The sequence below is a fragment of the Parabacteroides sp. ZJ-118 genome (assembly GCF_011038785.1).
Classification (GTDB): Bacteria; Bacteroidota; Bacteroidia; order Bacteroidales; family Tannerellaceae; genus Parabacteroides.
This window is the reverse complement of record NZ_JAAKDT010000021.1, coordinates 1-19,129: the sequence shown is the minus strand read 5'-3', so window position 1 is coordinate 19,129 and position 19,129 is coordinate 1. Positions and strand designations below refer to the sequence as shown.

The window sequence follows — 19,129 nt, the reverse complement described above, 5'->3', positions numbered from 1 at the left end:
AATAGGGATTTCTCCTTTGTCTAAGAAATGACAGGACAATACTATTGTATATGCTGTTTATTCTGTATTTTTGCCAGAAAAATTAGCAGACATGGCTGAAAGCAAAGTTGAACACCTATTGGATAGCCTTCATTTTCCGGAAGACCTGAGACAGTTGTCACAGGATAAGTTGGAGCAGGTATGTGCCGATTTGCGTCAATATATTATCGATGTTTTGTCTGAGAATCCCGGTCATCTGGGCGCAAGCCTTGGCACGGTAGAGTTGACAGTCGCCCTTCATTATGTATTCAATACCCCCTATGACCGTATTGTCTGGGATGTCGGGCATCAAGCTTACGGGCATAAAATACTTACAGGGAGGAAAAATATTTTCCATACGCTCCGTAAGTTTAAAGGAATTAGCGGATTCCCTAATCCCGCGGAAAGCGAGTATGACGCTTTTATCGCCGGACATGCCTCAAATTCAATCTCTGCGGCGATGGGTATGTCGGTGGCTTCGGCCTTGAAGAAGGAATTGGATCGCCACGTGATCGCCGTGATCGGGGATGGCGCTATGACCGGAGGGCTCGCATTCGAGGGGTTGAATAACGCCTCTGTCAACCCTAATAATTTGTTGATTATCTTGAATGATAATGATATGGCGATAGATCATAGCGTAGGCGGTCTTAGTCAATATTTAGTGGATATAACGACGAGTCAAGCCTATAATAAAATGAGATACGATGTGTATCGGGGCTTAAAGAAGATCAAGCTCATCAATAACGATCGCCGGGAAAACATCTTGCGTCTTAACAATAGTCTCAAAGCATTACTTACCCAGCAGCATAATTTATTTGAAGGCTTCAGCATTCGTTACTTCGGTCCGGTAGATGGGCATGATGTAAATTATCTGGTGAAGGTATTGAATGATATAAAAGATATGCAAGGCCCTAAGCTGTTGCACATCAAAACGAAAAAAGGAAAAGGCTTTAAACCAGCGGAAGAGTCCGCGACGGAATGGCATGCTCCCGGAAAGTTCAATAAGGAAACGGGTCGGCGCATTATCGTTCGCAAATTGGATGAACCCCAATTATATCAAGACGTATTCGGTCATACATTGGTAGAGCTTGCGGAGAAAGATGAGCGTATCGTAGGAGTAACGCCGGCTATGCCTTCCGGTTGCTCTATGACTTATATGATGAAAGCCTTCCCGGATCGTGCATTTGATGTGGGAATCGCAGAAGGACATGCCGTGACATTCTCTGCCGGATTAGCGAAGGAGGGGATGATGCCTTTCTGCAACGTGTATTCTTCATTTATGCAGCGTGCGTATGACATGGTTATCCATGATGTAGCTTTGCAAAAACTACATATGGTGATCTGTCTGGATCGTGCGGGCTTAGTGGGAGAGGATGGGGCTACACATCATGGCGTGTTTGATTTAGCATATCTCCGCCCGATACCGAATTTGGTAATCGCTTCTCCATTGAATGAGTTGGATTTAAGGAATTTGATGTATACAGGTTATGCTGCTTTTGATGGTCCGTTCGTAATCCGTTATCCCAGAGGTAAGGGAGAGATGAAAGATTGGCGCAACGAGATGCAAGTATTGCCTATCGGAAAAGGGAAAAAGTTGCGTGACGGAGATGATATCGCCATACTTTCTATCGGCCCGATCGGAAACGAGGTGATCAAGGCCATCGAGATGGTGAAAGAAGAGGGGGTATCGATAGCCCATTACGATATGATCTACTTGAAACCGTTGGATGAGGAGCTGTTGCATGAGATCGGGCGGAAATATAACCGTATTGTTACGGTAGAGAATGGAGTGATAAAAGGAGGTTTGGGTAGCGCTGTCCTTGAGTTTATGGCAGACAATGGCTATACGCCTCATGTAAAGCGCATCGGGGTGCCGGATGCGTTTATCGAGCATGGTTCTATACCAGAACTGTATCAATTCTGTGGTATGGATGCCGAGAGCATTGCGAAACAGTTGAAGAAGGAGAATTGATTATTGTCAATTAATAAAATATGAAAATTGTCATAGCCGGTGCGGGAGAAGTAGGTACACATTTAGCGAAAATGTTATCTCAAGAGAATCAGGACATCATTTTGATGGATCCGAATGAGGAACGGCTGAATTTCTCAAAATCTAGCATGGAGATTCTCCCTATGGTCGGGAATCCGACTTCGCTTAGAGATTTGGAGGAGGCGGGGATCAAGAAAGCGGACCTGTTCGTAAGTGTTACTCCCGAGGAGACTACCAACGTGACGGCTTGTATGTTGGCTCATAATCTAGGGGCGCATCGAACGTTGGCTCGAATCAATAATTACGAGTATTTACTACCCAGAAATAAAGAGCTTTTCGAGAAACTGGGAATCAACTCGATGATTTACCCCGAGATGTTGGCGGCTAAGGAGATCGTGACCGCTGTCCGCCGTCCGTGGACACGCCAATATTGGGAACTGTTTGGTGGCGCTTTAATTCTGATTGGTGTTAAAATTCGGGATAATTCCCGTTTGGTGAACCAGATATTGGCTGAATTGCTAAATGAGCAGAAGCTATATCATATTGTCGCCATTAAGCGGAAGAACGAGACAATAATCCCCCGCGGTACAGACCGGATAGAGTCTGGTGACATCGTGTTCTTTACGACGACCCGCTCCCATATAGAGGATGTGCGCTTGTTGGCTGGGAAGAAAGATCCGGAAGTAAAGAAGGTCATTATTATGGGAGGAAGCCGTATCGCTATCCGTGCTTGCCAATATTTGCCGAATAACATCCGGGTAAAAGTGATTGAGACGAATAAAGAGAAAAGTCATCGAATCGCAGAGGTAGTGCCCAGTAATGTCTTGATTATAAACGGAGACGGCCGCGATACTGATTTGTTGATGCAAGAAGGTATCAAGGATGCGCAGACTTTTATAGCTTTGACGGAAAACTCCAGCACGAATATATTGGCATGTCTGGCCGCTAAGCGTTTAGGTGTGTTTAAGACAATCGCTAAGATTGAGAATATTGATTATATCCAATTGGCGGAAAGTATGGACATCGGTTCGGTTATCAACAAAAAGCTGATAGCGGCCAGCCATATCTATCAATTTCTTCTGGATGCGGATGTTTCTAACGTGAAATGTTTGACCTTTGCGAATGCGGATGTGGCGGAGTTGGTGGCTCGCCCGGATTCAAAGATTACCAAGAAACAAGTCAAGGATCTCCGTCTGCCGAAAGATATGACTCTCGGTGGGTTGATTCGTGACGGTGAACCTATGATGATCAAGGGTGATACTCAGATACAGGCATACGACCACGTTGTCGTATTCTGCTTGGATACGGCCATGCGTAAGCTGGAGGACTACTTTAACTAGTTGATAGTGATGTTGAACGTACGTTTTATAGTGAAGATGCTAGGGATGATGTTCATCCTTGAGACTTTTTTCATGCTGGCTGCTACCGTCGTAGCCTTCCTTTATCGGGGAAGTGATGTGTATCCGCTTCTTATCTCAAGCGGAATTTTATTCGGGATCGGTTTTTTGTTCTACTCTATAGGCTTTAAGGCGAATGAACATTCGGCTGGTCGGCGGGAAGGAATGTTGATCGTGACATTGACTTGGATTTTATTCTCTTTATTTGGAATGTTACCGTTCTATATGGGAGGATATGTAGATAATGTGACCGATGCCTTCTTCGAGACCATGTCCGGATTTACGACTACAGGCTCTACTATTTTAACGGATATAGAAGCGTTGCCTAAAGGTATCTTATTTTGGCGGAGTCTTACACAGTGGCAGGGAGGTATCGGTATGGTTGTATTCACCGTGGCCTTGATGCCTATTTTCGGAGGAGGGGCCTCGCAGATGTTTGATGCCGAGACGCCCGGTATAACCCATGAACGTTTTCGTCCTCGTATTACGCAAGTCGCTAAACGCCTGTGGGGGGTGTATGTTTTTCTGACACTTTTCTTAGTCGGCCTTTTATGGGCAGGTCCGATGAACTTGTATGATGCGGTAAATCATGCGTTCACAGCGATATCTACCGGTGGCTATTCAACCAAAAATGCAAGTATCGCTTATTGGAATTCCTCTTACATAGAGTATGTAATAACTATTTTCATGTTTATCGGAGCTACCAATATGACATTGGTTTATTTCTGTTTTAATGGAAATGTGAAGAAATTGATTAAAGATGAGGAATTTCGCTGGTTTTTCTTTTTTGTTTTAAGCGCTATTATCGTTGTCATGGTGTGGATCTTGTACCTTGGATTCGCTTCGGATGTAGAGAATGCGTTTCGTAAGGCGGCTTTCCAAGTGGTGACCTTGGTTTCTACCTGTGGATTCGCAACGGGTGACTATATCCCTTGGGGACCGTTCTTCTGGTTTATCGCATTGATCTTGATGTTTATTTGTGGATGCGCCGGTTCTACTAGCGGTGGCTTGAAGATGGGACGCTTCGTTATCTTAACGAAGAATCTCTCCAATGAATTTAAGAAACAGACACATCCCCATGCGGTGATACCGGTACGAATGAACGGGCATGTCGTATCTGGTGATATCGTACACCGTGTGTTAGCTTTTGTGTTCGCTTATATTACGTTAATCGTGGTGAGCTGTTTGGCTCTATCTTTGGATGGAATGGAATTTTCGGAGGCGATTGGCGCCGCTGTTTCTGCTATAAGTAATATAGGACCCGGTTTGGGAACGCTTGGACCGGTGGGCAATTTCGCGGATGTCCCCACGCTTTCGAAATGGTTTCTGTCCTTTTTGATGTTAACAGGGCGTCTGGAGATATTTACGGTATTAACGATATTAGTCCCCGGTTTTTGGAAACAGTAAAATTATTGAACATGAAAAGTATACAGGTCATCGCTGGTTTGCTGTGTGGTATTCTGTATAGTACGCCCGGATGGTAGCTATCTGGGGAAAAGAATGGTAACCTGATATACGTTTTTGATTAATTTTGCGTTATAATAGGTACGGAATATTAAAAAGATATATAGATGATAGAATATATAAGGGGTGAAATCGTGGAACTTACGCCGGCACGTATGATTTTGGAGTGTGGTGGTATAGGCTACGAGCTGAATATATCCTTGAATACATATAGTGCGTTTGGGAACGAGACTTCCGGGAAAATATATATATATGAGGTAATCAGGGAGGATGCTCATTTATTATTTGGCTTTGCCGAGAAAATCGAAAGGGAGTTGTTCCTTTTGCTTACTTCCGTTTCCGGAGTGGGGCCGAATACCGCACGCATGATCCTTTCTTCTCTGCCGCCATCCGAATTGGTTCAAGTGATCGGTTCGAAGAATGAGGCCGCATTGACTGCCGTGAAAGGGATTGGTTTGAAGACGGCCCAGCGTATCTTGGTAGATTTGAAAAATAAGGTGAAACCGATGGAGGGTATGGCCGGGAATTTGCCGGAGGCTCCAGTCTCTAATGGAGCGGTAACCGAGGAGGCTGTGGCCGCGTTGGTTATGTTGGGTTTCCAGAAAGCGGCTTCACAAAAAGTAGTATCCACTATTTTGAAAGGTTCGCCCGCTTTGGCTGTGGAACAAGTCATTAAAACTGCGCTTAGAATGCTTTGATAATTGACAATTGAGGATTAACGATTGACAATTAAATGAGAAAATGAGAAAACGAATATTGAAATATTCCGTATGGGTTGTTGTATTATTGTTTGGTGTCGGCTTGTATTCGCTGAATGCTGACTACCTTGTGTATACATCATCTTTGCCGGAATTGGAGTTGCTGGAAGCTCCGGAGGATACGATCCCTCCCCGTTATCCGGTAGCTAAAACCACACCGGAGGAATATCAAGATATCGTGAAGCGATCACCTGCCGATTTGCGTGATCCGGAGAATGTCAAGACTACGATTGAGTATGATTTAAGGACGAATACGTATATTGTCCGTACGAAATTAGGCGATATGGAGATTGGTACGCCGATGAGTTTAACCCCAGTGGAATACCAAGATTATTCGATGCAACAATCGCTTCGTTCCTATTTCCGCCAAAAGAACGAGGAAGAGTTCCAAAAAGCTACGAATAAACAATTCAACTTAACCGATATGCAGTTTAATATCGGTGCGGCGGAACGTATTTTCGGCCCCGGTGGAGTACGCGTAAGGACCCAAGGTTCGGCCGAGATCACGATGGGTTTGAAGACGAATAAGAATAATGATCCTTCTCTTCCGGAGCGTTCCCGTAAACGTACTTTCTTCAATTTTGACGAGAGTGTGCAGCTAAATGTACAAGCCTCGGTGGGTAGCAAGGTGAATTTCGGAATGAATTACAATACCGAGACCTCCTTTGATTTCGATTCTAAAAAATTGAAGTTGGCGTATACCGGCGAGGAGGATGAGATTATCAAATCGTTAGAAGCCGGTAATGTGAGCATGAATACCAGCAACTCCTTGATTAATGGAGGTGCGGCATTATTTGGTATGAAAGCGGATTTGCAGTTTGGCAAGTTGCGGGTAAATGCCTTATTCGCCCAACAGGAATCAGAATCCAAGACGGTTAGCTCAAAAGGTGGCGTGCAGACGAAGCCCTTTGAGATCAAGGTGGATGAATACGACGAGAACCGTCATTTCTTCTTGGCCCATTATTTCTATGATAACTACGATAAGTTTATGGAGTCTTTGCCTACCGTCACCTCCGGTATCGAGATCTCTAAGATAGAGGTATGGGTAACCAATAAACGCGGTAATTATGACCAATCCCGTAATATCTTAGCTTTCACAGATTTGGGGGAAAATGAATCTCGTAATATCGGCAATACCGCATTGGTGATGCCTTCAGGAACGGACAGACGTCCGGATAATTCAGCAAATAACTTATATACGGCTTTAACTACACAGTTTACGGATGCCCGAAAGATCAGTAAGGTTAATGATGCGTTGAAAGGTTCCATGGAGGGAGGACGGGATTTTGAGAAAATCGAGAGTGCCCGTTTGCTAGAGTCGTCTGAGTATACATTAAACAAGAAGTTGGGCTATATTTCTTTGAGGACCCAGTTGCAGGCAGATGAGGTATTAGGTGTCGCTTTTAGTTTTATTTATAATGGCAAGACCTATCAGGTAGGTGAATTTTCCACGGATAATAAAGAGAATACGAGCGACTGTATTTATGTGAAGTTACTAAAGGGTATCACGATGTCGCCGGATATGATGTTCTGGGACTTGATGATGAAGAATGTATACTCATTGGGTGCTTATTCGGTACAGAAAGAGAAGTTTAAATTGGACGTGACCTATCAAAGCGACTCTACCGGTACGTATGTAAACTATCTTCCGGAAGGTGATTGCGCGAATCAAATTTTGATCCGGGTATTAGGGTTGGATCGATTGGATACCTATGACAATCCGAATCCGGATGGTTTCTTCGATTTTATTGACGGTTATACGATACAGGCGGAGACCGGTAAGATTATATTTCCTTGCGTACAACCTTTCGGCTCGAAATTGCGGGAAAAGGTAGGTAATGCCTATGCTAGCAAATATGTGTTCCAAGAGTTGTACGATTCAACATTAACCGTTGCCCGCCAGATCGCCGAGAAAAATAAATTTCTTTTAAGTGGTGAGTATAAAGCCTCGTCGGGTTCGGAGATCGATTTGGGAGCCACAAACGTAGCCCGCGGGTCTGTACGTGTCACGGCGGGAGGAGCTACACTGACTGAGAATGTGGATTATACGGTAGATTATAGTTTGGGACGTGTGACGATCTTGAATGAGAGTATCATATCTAGCGGAACACCTGTTAGCGTATCTTTGGAGAACCAGTCCGTTTTTAATATGCAGCGGAAAACGATGATCGGGTTGGATTTGAATTACCAGTTCAATAAGGACTTCATGGTCGGAGCCACGGTTATGCACATGTCGGAAATGCCTCTTACGGTAAAAACCACTTTGGGAGATGAGTCAATAAAGAATACCTTATGGGGGTTGAATACCTCTTATAAAGCGGAGAGCCAGTGGCTGACAAATGTATTTGATAAGTTACCTTTGTTGACATTGACCAAACCTAGCCAAATCTCATTCAACGCGGAATTCGCTCATTTGATAGCAGGACATTATGAGAATCAATATACGGGTGGTTACTCTTATTTGGATGACTTCGAGTCTACACAAAGTGGTATGGATCTTTTGAACCCCTATGCCTGGAACTTGGCGAGTACCCCTTATGAAGATTCGAATCCTAAATTTCCGGAAGCGGAGAAAGTGAATGATATCGCTTATGGTAAAAACAGGGCTTTGTTGGCTTGGTATACGGTAGATGGTATCTTCACACGTAAGAGTTCCTCTTCTCGCCCTCGACATCTTACGAATGACGATTTGTCGAATCATTATACTCGTGGGGTCAGTTATAAAGAGATCTTCCCGAACAAAGAGTTGGGAACCAATGATAATACGACTTTGCCCGTATTGAATCTCGCTTTTTACCCGAATGAGCGTGGCCCGTATAACCTAGATGCGGAAAATGTAAACGCGGACGGTACATTAGGCAATCCGGAAAAACGTTGGGGCGGTGTAATGCGTAAGATCGAGCCTAGCGATTTGGAATCCGCCAATTATGAATATATCGAATTCTGGCTTTTAGACCCGTATCTTGAGGACGAGACGGCCGAGGGTGGTGACCTATACGTTAACTTGGGCGAGATTTCCGAGGATATCTTGAAAGATGAGAGGAAATTCTTTGAGAATGGTATGCCTGTGGACGGTGATATGTCGAAAGTTGATACGACCGTTTGGGGTAAGGTCCCTCGCACGCAAAGTACGGGATATGCGTTTGATGCCCAAAATCGTGAGTTGCAAGATGTCGGGTTGAACGGCCTTTCTACGGATGAAGAGCTGACTTCCCCTACGTACGCGGATTATTTGAATAAATTGAGGGCAAAACTGTCTGGTGAGACAATCTCTAAAATGATGGATGATCCATTTTCTCCTTTTAACGATCCTGCCGGGGATAATTATCACTATTTCCGGGGGGATGATTACGATGCCGAGGAATTGGATATCTTATCTCGCTATAAGCGATATAACGGTACAGAAGGAAACTCGCAAGAATCCGATCAAAGATATGCTACAGCCGGAAAGAGTACACCGGATGTGGAAGATATTAATGGCGATAATACGTTGAATGAGACAGAGAAATACTTTGAGTACAAGATATCTCTCCGTCCAAAAGACTTACAGGTCGGTGTAAACAACATCGTCGATGAGCGTACTCCGGAGGTAACCTTAATGAATGGTAATAAGGAGAAAGTAAGATGGTATCTATTTAAGATTCCTATTAAGGATTATGAGAAGAGAGTTGGGGCGATCCGGGATTTCAAGACTGTCCGTTTCATGCGTATGTATATGACAGGATTCCGTAAGCCTACGGTTCTGCGTTTTGGTACCTTGGAACTGGTTCGTGGTGATTGGCGTACTTATACGCAGGATTTGTCAAATCCTCTTATTCCGCCAAAGTCTGATGGACAGGTCGTCGTATCTTCCGTAAATATAGAGGAGAACGGGCAGCGTCAGCCGGTCAACTATGTGTTGCCCCCGGGTATCAGCCGTATGTTCGATTCCAGTCAGCCTCAGTTGCTTCAACAGAACGAGCAGGCATTATCCATGAAGATAACAGATTTATCTCCTGCGGATGCGCGTGCGGTTTATAAATCTACCGCCTATGACCTTCGCCGGTATAAACGATTGCAAATGTTTGCTCATGCGGAAGCGCCGATTGACGAGAGCAAGACTTTATCGAATGGTGATTTCTCTGTATTCATTCGTTTAGGTTCCGACTATAAGAATAATTATTACGAGTATGAGGTGCCTTTGGATCTGACTCCTCATAGTACGATTCTTTATAACACGAATAATAGCGCGGATCAAGAAAAAGTATGGCCTCTGAATAATACCTTGAATTTTGAGCTGGAGACTCTAACCGACTTGAAGTTGGAGCGGGATAAACTGAAACGTCAGGGACAGGGAAACGTAAGCTACCAAAAGGTCTATTCGAAAAATGATCCGGATAATACTCGTAATAAAATCAGCATCATCGGTAACCCTAGCTTAGCGGAGGTAAAAGTGATCATGATCGGTGTACGTAACAACACGGGTGATATCAAGAGCGGCGAGGTTTGGGTAAACGAACTCCGTATGACCGATTTCGATGAGAAAGGTGGTTGGGCCGCTAACGCGAACCTGAACGTCGCTTTATCTGATTTGGGTACGGTCAATGTAAGTGGACGGATGGAAACCGCTGGCTTCGGCGCGTTGGATCAGTCGCTGGCTGAACGCCGGATGGATGATTATTCGCAATATAGCGTAGCGACCTCAATTGAGTTGGGCAAGTTGTTCCCTGAGAAAGCAAAGGTTAGCATACCTTTTTACTATGCTTATTCGAAGGAGACGACAACCCCTGAGTATGACCCGTTGAATGAGGATATTAAGCTTTCGGATGCTTTGGATGCGGTAGAGACCCAAGCCGAGAAAGATTCTATCAAGGGTTATTCATTGGATCAGACCACGATTAAGAGCGTCTCTTTCAATAACGTAAAGGTAGATATCCGCAGCAAGAATCCGATGCCGTATGACCCGGCGAACTTCTCGTTTGGTTACTCTTATAGCCAAAACAGCAAGAAGAATCCGGAGACTGAATATGAGACCACCAAGGATTACCGGGGTAATTTCGCTTATAATTATACGCCTTACGTGAAACCGTTCCGGCCATTCGAGAAGCTGAAGAAGAATAATGGATATACGAAATATATCAAGCAGTTCGGGTTGAATTACGTCCCGTCAAATATCAGTTTCCAGACGGCGATGATGCGGAATTACTATGAGATTAAGCTGAGAGATTTGACAAGTTCTACGGGTGGAGGTAACCAGTTGCTCTCATTCAGCCATAATTTCTTGTGGGACCGTGCCTTCAGTTTGCGTTGGGACTTTACGAACAACCTGAGCATGACGTTTACTTCCGGTACGAATGCCCGTATCGAGGAGCCGAATGTTCAAGTTAACAAGAAGTTGAACCCGGATGATTATCAGGTATGGAAGGACTCCGTGAAGCAAAGTATCCGTGATTTAGGTACTCCTTTGAAATACGACCAGACGTTTAATGTCACTTGGAATATGCCATTGCAATTCATACCGGCATTAGACTGGGTAAATAGCTCATTGACGTATAATGCTACGTACAACTGGGATCGTGGAGCCAATGTCGCGAGTGTTGAGCTGGAACAGGGTAATATCATAAAGAACCAACGTCAATTTGACTGGCAGGGTAGTTTCAATTTGCAGTCACTGTACAATAAGAATAAATATCTGAAGAAGATCAACCAGAAGTTTATGGCCTCTTCCCGGGTAAGCGCTCGCCAACCGGAGAAAAAGAAGAAAGAGGTGAAGCTGGAGAAAGAGATCCAATTGAGTCCGGATAGTGGGACGATCGTGCAGCATGGAATGTTTACGAAGAAGGTCCGTATCACGGCACGCGGAGCGGACGGGAAGGTCTATTCAATTAAATATAAGCCGGTCAATTATGCCCAAGTCATGATCTTGAATAAAGATACGGCTCATTTGAAGTTGACAATCGTGCCCGGTCCACAACCTTTGGAAGGGACCTTGACGAAAGTAGCGGAATATGGAAGTCGTTTCTTGATGATGCTGCGTCGGGTAAACGTGCAGTACTCGTTGATCGACGGTATGATGTTGAGTGGTTACGCTCCGGAGGTTGGCGATATGTTCGGACAACGGCGTACGGGTACCTTAGCTCCGGGGCTTGGTTTCGCTTTCGGGGCAGTACGGAGGAGCTTTATCGACGAGGCTGACGAGCGGGGTTGGCTGGTAAAGAATGAGAATCTGACGACTCCCGCCATGATCAATAGCGCGAAGAACCTTACGATCCGTGCGAACCTTGAACCTATAGCCGGCTTGAAGATTGATTTGAACGCCAACCGGGTAGATACCCGTAGTACCGATATCTATTATATGCAAGACGGTATGCCCGAGCAGATGGGAGGCAGCTTTACGATGACGACGATCGCCTTGGGAAGCGCTTTCGGCGGTAGCGGAAACGCTAACAACGGGTATGCGTCGAAAGCCTTCGACAACTTTATCGCTCATCGTAACGTGATCGCCCGGCGTTTGATGGATACCTATTCCGGTACGGTTTACCCGAGTTCCGGTTTTATGGCGGGGCATGCTTTAGCGGGAAAACCGTATGATCCGGCCGTAGGGGGAGGCGTAAGCCTGAACTCGATGGAGGTATTGGTACCTGCTTTCTTGGCGGCTTATACGGGTAAGGATCCGAATAAGGTGGGCCTGTCAGCTTTCCCGTCTGTTAAGAGTTTGCTACCGAACTGGCGTGTTACGTATGATGGATTGATCCGCATACCGGTTATCCGCAAATACTTTAAGAACATGATGTTAAGTCATCAATATCGTTGTTCTTATAGTGTGGGCGCGTTCTCCTCCTTCTTGGATTGGGTGGATGCCGGGCAGGATGGTTTGGGATATATCCGTGATATCCAGACCGGTAATCCTACGCCCTCGTCTCCTTACGATATAGCGGCCGTGAGTATCACGGAAGGATTCAGCCCGTTGTTTGGCGTGGACGCCACTTTATTGAATAATATAACCGGTAAGGTTGAGTTGCGCAAGACGCGTAACTTAAGCTTGAATATCTCCTCTTACCAATTGGTGGAGGCGCTTTCCAACGAGTTTGTGATAGGGGTCGGATATAAGTTGACTGAGTTTAACAAGGTGTTGAAAATGAAAAAGACGCGCGACTTCAGTAATGACCTTACGATCCGCTTGGATTTCTCTTACCGTAAGATGATGTCCCTGATCCGCAAGATCGAGGATCAATTGACGCAGGCTACCAGCGGGAATATCGCCAAGACCATCCAGTTTTCCGCGGATTACGGGTTAAGTCGTGCCTTGACATTGAGAGCGTTTTATGATTTACAGATCAACGAGCCGATCGTCTCCACCTCTTCTTACCCGACATCAAACTCGAACTATGGCATTAGCCTCCGCTTCTCCTTGGCGCAATAAAAAGAGTGTAGTCTATTTGCAGGACTTCTTGGTCTGTTTTTAAATACCTGTCTAGCAGTATGGAATAAACCTTTATCTTCGCGCAAAATATAATTTGGATATGAAGAACACTTACAAATTGATAGTATGTCTTCTCCTGATCACCCATGCCTCTTTCGGTCAAGACGTGAAAGGGCATATTAAAGATGCGGAGAGCAAGGAGGCTTTAGCCGGGGTGAACGTTTTTTATAAGGACAAAGGGGGCATGAGAGGAACCGTGTCTGATATAAACGGTTATTATGAGCTGAAGGTGACGGATGGCGACGCTGTGCTGACTTTTAGCTATCTGGGATATGAAACGTTGAGTGTCCCCGTGAAAGTAGATCCGGGAGAGTTCTTGACACATGATGTCTCCTTACGAACCAACTCAAACATGATGGACGAGGTCGTCGTGAGCGTCGGGCGTTATGAGCAAAAGCTAAGCGATATTACCGTCTCCATGGAATTGTTGAAAGCGAAAGATATCACGCGTCAGTCTCCGAAAGATTTGACGGACGTGCTGAAGAATATCTCCGGTGTGGATGTGACGGACCGGCAGCCTTCCGTACGCGGTGGTACGGGATGGACCTACGGGGTGGGTAGCCGTTGCTTGATTCTTGTGGACGGAATGTCGGTGCTGACACCGGGTTCCGGTGAGATAAACTGGAACATGATCCCGATGGAGAACGTCGATCAAGTAGAGGTGCTGAAAGGAGCCTCTTCCGTATTGTATGGCTCATCAGCCTTGAATGGCTTGATTCACGTGAAAACGAAACGCCCCGGATTGGATCCGGTAACACAGGTGAACGTACAAGGAGGTTTGTACGGGAAGCCGCGTCAAGACGGGACGCCCTTATACGGCGGCTTGGATCTCTCTCATTCCCGTAGGATCAAGAACTTTGATTTGACGGTGGGCGCCAATACATTCCTTGACGATGGGTATCGGCAGGATAATTACAACCGCCGTGTCCGGGTCGGCGGGAATCTTACGTATCGCGATCCCCGGGTACAGGGGTTGAACTATGGCGTGAATGTGAACTACTTGTATGACGATTATACCGGTTTCTTCATCTGGCGCTCTCCGGAGGAGCCCTATGTCCAGTCTCCGCTGGCGAATATGGGACGCCGTGAGAATGCATTTTATATCGATCCATTCTTGAATTATACAAATTCGGAGAAAGGGACGACGCATCGTCTCAAGGGCCGTTTCTTCCATCGAGGGAACCGTATCATCACGCATACCACGGATAAGTCGCTTTTCGACATAACGAACCAGATGGGTTTTGATATCTCATCCGTCCCGGAGATTATCCACCTCGCGCGAAACTGGCAAACCGAGTTGTTGCCGACCTTCTTACCGTATCTCCCGGAGGTGATGAACGGGAAGGTGAGCGGATTGATGGGTGAGTTGGGCAAGCTGGGGAATCAGTTTTTCCCGACAGCTACCTCGGCGGATTACATGGACTTGATTTCTTGGGTGATGGGACGTACTCCGCTGCCCGATAAGAATAATTTAGGCGCTTGGCTGGTAGATGCCATGAAACCGGTGGAGGAAAAGGCGCCGGGGGCTGCGGATCATACCTATTCCTATAATCTGGATTACCAATTCAGCAAGAAGTTCGATCATTCACAACTCACGGTTGGAGGTACTTATGAGCGTATCCACGCGGATTCGAAGGTGACCGGACAGCATAGTAGCGATAACGTGGCTACCTTCCTGCAATATGATCATAAGTTTATCGATCGTTTGAACGTCTCGGTCGGCGTTCGTCTGGAGTATTACCGGGTAGATGATTTCTACCGGGAAGCGGAGACGAAGATTTTCGGGGCGAAGATTCCGGTAAAGCCTGTCTTCCGCGGAGGCTTGAATTATGAGTTGGGTGAGTATAGCTTTATCCGGGCTTCTTTCGGACAGGGATACCGTTATCCATCCGTTACGGAGAAGTTTATCCTGAAGGATATCGGAGGTGTGGGCGCTTTCCCGAACGCTGAATTGAAGGCGGAGCAAGGTTATAACGCCGAGCTCGGTTTCAAGCAAGGCTATAAGCTTGGCAATTTGAAGGGCTTTATCGATGTGGCCGGCTTTTATACCCGTTACAAGGATATGATCGAGTTCCGTTTCGGCCTCTTTAATAAGAAGACCTTCGATTATATTGACGGGCTTTCCAAGTTGTTCGACGCGTTCTCCAGCGGCGACGGCCTAGGAATCGGCGCTCAGTTCACGAACGTAGGCCGGGCGGAGATTTATGGAGTAGACTTGTCTACCTCGGGCGCGTATGAGTTTAACCGTGATACCCGTCTGGCGTATACGTTGGGGTATGTTTATACGAATCCGATCGATCTGGACGTGGACGCGCGGAATGCGGAGGAGGAAGCGAATGACGACTTGATGGCGATGCGTTCGAAATCGAACGACAGCAAGTATTTGAAATATCGCCAGAAACATTCCGTGAAGGGGGTACTCGATCTGGAATGGAAGCAGTTTAATATCGGAACGAATCTGTCATGGAAAAGCAAGACATTGGCGGTCGATTATTTTATGGCCGATGAACGCGTGAAAGCGGAGCCTAACCTGATGGATTATATGCGCTCGATGCTATTCGGGAACTTGCATGATTATTGGATAGAGAACAACAAAGGGTATTTCGTCATGGATATGCGTGTCGGGATGAAGGTGACGAAGAATATCCGTGTACAAGGGCTGGTGAACAATCTCTTGAACAAGCGCTATAGCGCTCGCCCGATGGACGTCGGCGCACCCCGGACTTTCGTCCTGCAGGTAGGAGCCAATTTCTGACAATTCACCCGGTTGTAGAGGCGGAGCGCACGCGCTCCGCCTCTACAACATAGGGTAGCCTTTCAACTCATTTCGTAAACGGGTCGCTTGATTGTTCGTCACCTGATCCATCAGTTTCCAGAACCTTTCGCTATGGTTCATCTCTATCGTATGGCAAAGCTCATGCAACAATACATAATCCACCAAATGCCAAGGAAGAAGCATCAGGCATAGCGAGAGGTTGATACTTTTCCGCGGCGTGCAACTTCCCCAATGCGTCTTGCTGTTGTTGATCTTTACCCCGGTCAGCGTAAAGCCGTGTTGCCGGGCCAACTGGGCGATCCGTTGGGGTAGCAACCGTTTCGCCTCGTGGCGGAATGCCTTTTCCAACATGGATTTCAGCAAGGATTGTACCTCCTCTCTCTCAAAGCAGGTCTCCAAGGGACAGGCGATATGCAAGACTCCCTCTTCCAAGCGCATGTAGAAATTTTCCCTTTCCGTCCGGAAGATATGCAAGCGGAATGTCGTAGCCTGCAACTCCGATCTTTCGTCGAGCAGAGGCCGGGGCGGATACTTCTGGAGCGCTTTTATCAGCCGGTCCTTGTTCTCCAGGATAAAAGCGATCATTCGTTTCTCGTCTCCTCCGGGCGGCATCGTGGCGGTTATCTTTCCCTTCGATATCTTGAGCGTGTATCGAGTGGCCCGGGGAGTGGTCCGGAGCGTTATGACTCCCAAATCCTTGTCTTGTATATTCTTTTCCATTCCTGCCGCAAAAGTAATACATTGAGAGAAACAATAATAGAATGGAATTGATTATCTTCGCGACCGTAAAGGTTAAAAACATAATCCATATAATAAATTAGCAATCATGAGCAAAAAAGCACTTTTAATTATCTGTGACGGTTGGGGAATCGGTGACAAAGGTAAAGACGACGTGATCTTTAACACGCCGACCCCCTATTGGGACGAGTTGTTGAGAACCTATCCGAACTCACAGTTACAGGCTTCCGGCGAGAACGTTGGTTTGCCGGACGGACAAATGGGTAACTCTGAGGTGGGCCACTTGAACATTGGTGCTGGCCGTATCGTTTACCAAGATTTGGTGAAGATCAACATCGCTTGCCGCCAGGATACGATCCTGGAGAACCCGGAGATCAAACGTGCTTATAGCTATGCGAAAGAGAACAATAAGCAGATCCACTTCATGGGCTTGGTCTCCGATGGCGGTGTACACAGCTCCTTGGAGCATCTTTTGAAGTTGACGGATATCGCCAAGGCATACGGGGTAAGCAAGGCTTATGTTCATTGCTTCATGGATGGCCGCGATACGGACCCGAAGAGCGGTAAAGGCTTTATCGAGACGTTGGAGAATCACCTGAAGACTACAGGAGGAAAGATCGCCTCTATCATCGGACGTTATTACGCGATGGACCGCGACAAACGTTGGGAACGCGTGAAAGAGGCCTACGACTTGTTGGTCGAAGGTAAGGGTAAGCAAGCCGAGTGCATGGTAAAAGCGGTGGAAGAGTCGTATGCCGAGGGTGTGACGGACGAGTTCATAAAGCCGATCGTTCATGTTGAGAACGGGAAGCCGGTAGCTGTTATCGAGGAGGGGGATGTCGTGATCTTCTTCAACTACCGTAACGACCGCGCGAAAGAGCTTACGATCGTACTGACCCAGCGAGACATGCCGGAAGCGGGTATGCATACGATCCCGGACTTGCGATATTTCTGTATGACTCCGTACGACGCCAGCTTCAAGGGGGTCCATATCCTGTTCGACAAAGAGAACGTAAATAATACGCTGGGTGAGTTCTTGGCAAACGTAGGCAAGACTCAGCTGCATATCGCCGAGACAGAGAAATACGCCCATGTGACATTCTTCTTCAACGGTGGCCGCGAGACTCCGTTCGACAGCGAGGAGCGTATCCTGGTTCCTTCTCCTAAAGTGGCTACTTACGACTTGAAACCGGAGATGAGCGCTTTCGAGGTGAAAGATAAATTGGTAGACGCGATCAACACGAAGAAATTCGATTTCATCGTAGTGAACTATGCCAACGGTGACATGGTAGGCCATACGGGTGTCTACAAGGCGATCGAGAACGCGGTCGTAACGATCGACGCTTGCCTGCACGATACGGTTGAGGCCGCTAAAGCCAACGGCTACGAGGTAATCATCATCGCCGACCATGGTAACGCCGACCATGCTTTGAACGAGGATGGTACTCCGAATACGGCTCACTCGTTGAACCCCGTTCCATTCGTATATGTGACAACCAACAAGGACGCTAAAGTAGAGAATGGCATCTTGGCCGATGTGGCTCCTTCAATCCTGCATATTTTAGGATTGGCACAGCCGAAGGAGATGACCGGCAAGTCATTGATCAAATAAGCGAACCGGGAGTATCTTATGATCCAGATAGAAGACACCTTGGTGAGTCTTGAAGTCCTCGACCGTTATTTTTTATGTGATCTTTCCAAATGCAAGGGGATGTGCTGCGTGGAAGGAGACTCCGGCGCTCCATTGGAGGATTCGGAGTTGGCGAAGCTCCGGGAGGTATTGCCCCTGATTTGGAATGATTTATCCCCGAAAGCGCGCGAGGTCATTAATAAGCAAGGCGTAGCCTACATCGATGAGGAGGGAGATACGGTTACCTCCATCGTGGACGGTGAGGATTGTGTCTTTACCTGTTACGACGCCGATGGCAATTGCAAATGCGCTATCGAGAAAGCATACCGGGAAGGTAAGACGGATTTCCCTAAGCCCATCTCTTGTCACCTTTATCCGATACGTGTCACTCAGTATCGGGATTTCAAGGCCGTGAACTATCATCGCTGGAGCGTTTGTAAGGTGGCAGAGATCTTGGGAAAGAAAGAGCGATTGCCGGTCTATGAGTTCCTCAAGGAGCCTTTGATCCGTAAGTTCGGCGAGGCTTGGTATAAGGCCTTGGAAAAGTGCGGGGAGGAATGGAAGAGTCAGATGGAAGAATAATTGGACAAAGGTCGTACGTGTTTCTTAAAAACATGTACGACCTTTTTTTGAAGCACAAATCCCCAATAGAAACCGGAGTTTTCCTTAGCGGAAACCGGTGGTTTGCTACGATCGCAGTCGTAAGCCGATTACGATGGGCATCATAGCATCCTTTGAATGCCCATTGTAGCAAGCTTAGAATGGGCATGTAAGCGTCCAAGCACAGCCTGAGTAAAACCGACTACATTCGCGGCTGTAACATTAATCTTGATAAATTATGTATTACAGCAACGAAGATTTTGAAAACTTTTACATTCGCTACAAGGCGGAGGGTC

9 protein-coding genes are annotated in these 19,129 nt (G+C 46.5%); 8 read left to right on the top strand and 1 reads right to left on the bottom strand.

Annotation, left to right across the window (positions count from 1 at the left end; translation table 11 throughout):
* Positions 1 to 91: 91 nt before the first annotated feature.
* From dxs to G7Y39_RS07150, 6 genes are all read left to right on the top strand, one after another.
* Positions 92 to 1,990: a 1-deoxy-D-xylulose-5-phosphate synthase gene (gene dxs, locus G7Y39_RS07175; protein WP_165156484.1), complete on the top strand. Its 1,899-nt coding sequence runs from the start codon at positions 92 to 94 to the stop codon at positions 1,988 to 1,990.
* 20 nt (positions 1,991 to 2,010) lie between these two features.
* Positions 2,011 to 3,348, top strand: a complete 1,338-nt coding sequence (trkA, locus tag G7Y39_RS07170) for a Trk system potassium transporter TrkA (RefSeq protein ID WP_165156482.1) — start codon at positions 2,011 to 2,013, stop codon at positions 3,346 to 3,348.
* A 9-nt stretch (positions 3,349 to 3,357) separates the two neighbouring features.
* A complete protein-coding gene (locus G7Y39_RS07165) occupies positions 3,358 to 4,812 on the top strand; it encodes a TrkH family potassium uptake protein (protein WP_165156480.1) in 1,455 nt (484 codons plus the stop codon).
* Between the two features lie 164 nt (positions 4,813 to 4,976).
* Positions 4,977 to 5,567 carry a Holliday junction branch migration protein RuvA gene (ruvA, locus tag G7Y39_RS07160; RefSeq protein ID WP_165156478.1) on the top strand — a complete coding sequence of 197 codons (591 nt, stop codon included), beginning with the start codon at positions 4,977 to 4,979 and terminating at the stop codon, positions 5,565 to 5,567.
* 43 nt (positions 5,568 to 5,610) lie between these two features.
* On the top strand, positions 5,611 to 13,029 hold the full coding sequence (sprA, locus tag G7Y39_RS07155; protein ID WP_165156476.1) for a cell surface protein SprA: 7,419 nt from the start codon (positions 5,611 to 5,613) through the stop codon (positions 13,027 to 13,029).
* A 100-nt stretch (positions 13,030 to 13,129) separates the two neighbouring features.
* On the top strand, positions 13,130 to 15,844 hold the full coding sequence (locus tag G7Y39_RS07150) for a TonB-dependent receptor (RefSeq protein WP_165156474.1): 2,715 nt from the start codon (positions 13,130 to 13,132) through the stop codon (positions 15,842 to 15,844).
* 42 nt (positions 15,845 to 15,886) lie between these two features.
* Here G7Y39_RS07150 and G7Y39_RS07145 read toward each other — a convergent pair whose 3' ends face one another.
* On the bottom strand, positions 15,887 to 16,585 hold the full coding sequence (locus G7Y39_RS07145) for a M48 family metallopeptidase (protein WP_165156472.1): 699 nt from the start codon (positions 16,583 to 16,585) through the stop codon (positions 15,887 to 15,889).
* Positions 16,586 to 16,691: 106 nt separating this feature from the next.
* On the opposite strand from G7Y39_RS07145, the gene gpmI reads away from it, so the two are divergent.
* Positions 16,692 to 18,215, top strand: coding sequence for a 2,3-bisphosphoglycerate-independent phosphoglycerate mutase (gene gpmI, locus G7Y39_RS07140; protein ID WP_165156456.1), 1,524 nt, complete (start codon positions 16,692 to 16,694; stop codon positions 18,213 to 18,215).
* Between the two features lie 18 nt (positions 18,216 to 18,233).
* A complete protein-coding gene (locus G7Y39_RS07135) occupies positions 18,234 to 18,815 on the top strand; it encodes a DUF3109 family protein (RefSeq protein WP_165156454.1) in 582 nt (193 codons plus the stop codon).
* Positions 18,816 to 19,129 lie beyond the last annotated feature (314 nt).

Excerpts from the sequence above, each read along its gene's own strand:
- dxs (WP_165156484.1), top strand. The coding sequence starts at position 92 with ATGGCTGAAAGCAAAGTTGAACACCTATTGGATAGCCTTCATTTTCCG.
- trkA (WP_165156482.1), top strand. The coding sequence starts at position 2,011 with ATGAAAATTGTCATAGCCGGTGCGGGAGAAGTAGGTACACATTTAGCG.
- G7Y39_RS07165 (WP_165156480.1), top strand. The coding sequence starts at position 3,358 with ATGTTGAACGTACGTTTTATAGTGAAGATGCTAGGGATGATGTTCATC.
- ruvA (WP_165156478.1), top strand. The coding sequence starts at position 4,977 with ATGATAGAATATATAAGGGGTGAAATCGTGGAACTTACGCCGGCACGT.
- sprA (WP_165156476.1), top strand. The coding sequence starts at position 5,611 with ATGAGAAAACGAATATTGAAATATTCCGTATGGGTTGTTGTATTATTG.
- G7Y39_RS07150 (WP_165156474.1), top strand. The coding sequence starts at position 13,130 with ATGAAGAACACTTACAAATTGATAGTATGTCTTCTCCTGATCACCCAT.
- G7Y39_RS07145 (WP_165156472.1), bottom strand. The coding sequence starts at position 16,585 with ATGGAAAAGAATATACAAGACAAGGATTTGGGAGTCATAACGCTCCGG.
- gpmI (WP_165156456.1), top strand. The coding sequence starts at position 16,692 with ATGAGCAAAAAAGCACTTTTAATTATCTGTGACGGTTGGGGAATCGGT.
- G7Y39_RS07135 (WP_165156454.1), top strand. The coding sequence starts at position 18,234 with ATGATCCAGATAGAAGACACCTTGGTGAGTCTTGAAGTCCTCGACCGT.